Origin of the sequence: Mycobacterium sp. THU-M104 (assembly GCF_049197365.1) — a bacterium.
In the GTDB taxonomy this organism is placed as follows: Bacteria; Actinomycetota; Actinomycetes; order Mycobacteriales; family Mycobacteriaceae; genus Mycobacterium.
Window position 1 is genome coordinate 1 of record NZ_JBMIOP010000220.1, and the last position, 2,026, is coordinate 2,026.

The 2,026-nt window shown below is 69.6% G+C and carries 3 protein-coding genes; all 3 read right to left on the minus strand.

The features are described 5' to 3' along the window. On the minus strand, positions 1 to 1,070 hold a 1,070-nt coding region (locus ACOJVU_RS16860), incomplete at its 3' end, for a prenyltransferase (protein WP_421530812.1). Further along, the gene (locus ACOJVU_RS16865) at positions 1,057 to 1,815 is read right to left on the minus strand and encodes a class I SAM-dependent methyltransferase (protein WP_421530813.1); all 759 of its coding nucleotides are present in this window, start codon (positions 1,813 to 1,815) and stop codon (positions 1,057 to 1,059) included. The genes ACOJVU_RS16865 and ACOJVU_RS16860, both read right to left, overlap by 14 nt. Beyond that, a partial coding sequence (locus tag ACOJVU_RS16870; protein ID WP_421530814.1) for a glycosyltransferase occupies positions 1,809 to 2,026 on the minus strand: 218 nt, incomplete at its 5' end. The genes ACOJVU_RS16870 and ACOJVU_RS16865, both read right to left, overlap by 7 nt.

Here is a 2,026-nt window from a genome sequence, read left to right on the forward strand (position 1 = left end):
CCCGGGCCGGTGACCACGCATTCGCAGTCGAAGTCGGTCTGCAGCCCCATCGGCAGGCCGTCGCCGCGGAAGATCCCGCCGGCCCCGGTCGTGTCCGACAGCGCATCGGCGGCCAGGATGACCGCCGCCCCGGTCCAGGTGGTCCGCTCCTCGGGCCACCGCTTCCCGTCGGCGAACACCAAACCCGTCCAATACGAGCCGTCGTCCTCGCGCAGGTGCTGCATTGCGGCGAACTGCCTCAGCGCGGCGGAACGCTGGCCGATGGCGTCGAGGGCCATCACCAGTTCGCATGTTTCCGCGCCGGTCACCCAGGGGCGGTCGTCGACGCAACGAATGCCCAGGCCGCCGACCACGAAGTCATCCCAGCGCTGCGTGATCCGCTCGGCCGCCGCCGGGCCCCGCAGCGCGCCGCCGAGGATGGGGTAGTACCACTCCATCGAGTAGCGATCTTTCTCGGTGAACGCCTCGGGATGCGCGACGATCGCGTGGCCCAGCCGACCCAGCGCCAGTTCCCACTCGGGCTGCGGCTCACCGATGAGAACGGCGAGCGCCAGCGCGCAGCGGATGCTGTGGAAGATGCTGGCGCACCCGGTCAGCAGCGCCTCCGGCAGGGGGCCGGATTCGCTTTGCGCCCAACAGATCTCTCCGTAGCCGACTTGCAGGTCGATGACGAAGTCGATCGCCTTGTGCACCACCGGCCACATGGCCTCAGCGAAGGCCTTGTCGCCGGTGACCAGCACGTGGTGCCAGACGCCCGCCGCGATGTAGGCGCAGAAGTTGCTGTCGCTGTTGGCGTCCTCGACGATCCCCTCACGAACCTGGATGGGCCAGGAGCCGTCGGGCCGCTGCATGCGGCGACACCATTCGAACGCCGCCCGCGCGGGCTCCAGCAGCCCCGCCGCGGTGAGCGCCATCGTGCACTCCACGTGATCCCACGGGTCGGTGTGGCCACCCGGGAACCAGGGGATGGCACCCGACGATTCCTGCGCGTCGGCGATGGATTGCGCGGTCTGGCGGCAGTGTTCGGGGGTCAGGACACCCGCGACCGCCGGCGGCTCAACGCGACGCAATTGAGTACCCCGGAATCACTCCGCTTTCCGTCGCCCGCGGCTTGGTGAAGTACATCGCGACGCTTTTGCCCACCAGCGGGTTGAGCAGCGATTCGGCGATCCGCGTCAGTTTCGGCCGCTGCATCAGGTCCCACACCAGCAGCTTGTGGTAGGCGGTCACCGCGGGATGGTCGGCGTTCGACACGCCGACGGCGCATTTCAGCCACCAGAACGGCGAATGCAGCGCGTGCGCATGGTGCGCGTGCGTCCAGTGCAGGCCGCCTGCGGTGATCTTGTCACGTAGCCGGCTGGCCCGGTAGATCCGCACGTGGCCGCCCTCGTTGGCGTGGTACTCGTCGGAAAGCATCCAGCACACCCGTTCGGGCAACCACCGCGGGACGCTGACCGCCAGCGTGCCACCGACTTTGAGCACCCTGATCAGCTCGGCGATCGCGGCGTCGTCCTGGGGTACGTGTTCGAGGATTTCCGAGGCGATGACGCAGTCGAACGTCTCGTCGGCGTAGGGCAGGCTCAGCGCGTCGCCGGCAACGGCCTTAGCCGATGCATCCGGAGGCGCCTCGCCGGTCTCGCCCATCGCCCGCAACATGGTTTCCACACCGCGCAGTTCGGACTCGTCGCGGTCGAACGCGACGACGTCGGCGCCGCGACGGTACGCCTCGAAGGTGTGCCGGCCCGCTCCGCACCCCACGTCGATCACTCTTGACCCCGGACCGATGCCGAGCCGGTCGAAGTCCACCGTCAGCATCGAGTGTTGCCCCCGGCGGCGGCCCGGCGCGCGGTCGCCCGCTCGTAGACCGCCACGGTCTGAGCCGCCACGGCGTCCCAACTGAACACTTCGACCGCACGTTCCCGGCCCGCCCGCCCCATGCTGCGGCGCTTCTCCGGTGAGTCGAGCAGACCGCCGAGAGCCCCGGTGAGCGCCTCGACGTCGGCCGGCGGCACCAGCTCGGCACAGG

Bases quoted from the DNA above. Each gene is read 5' to 3' on its own strand.
- ACOJVU_RS16865 (WP_421530813.1), bottom strand. From the start codon at position 1,815: ATGCTGACGGTGGACTTCGACCGGCTCGGCATCGGTCCGGGGTCAAGA.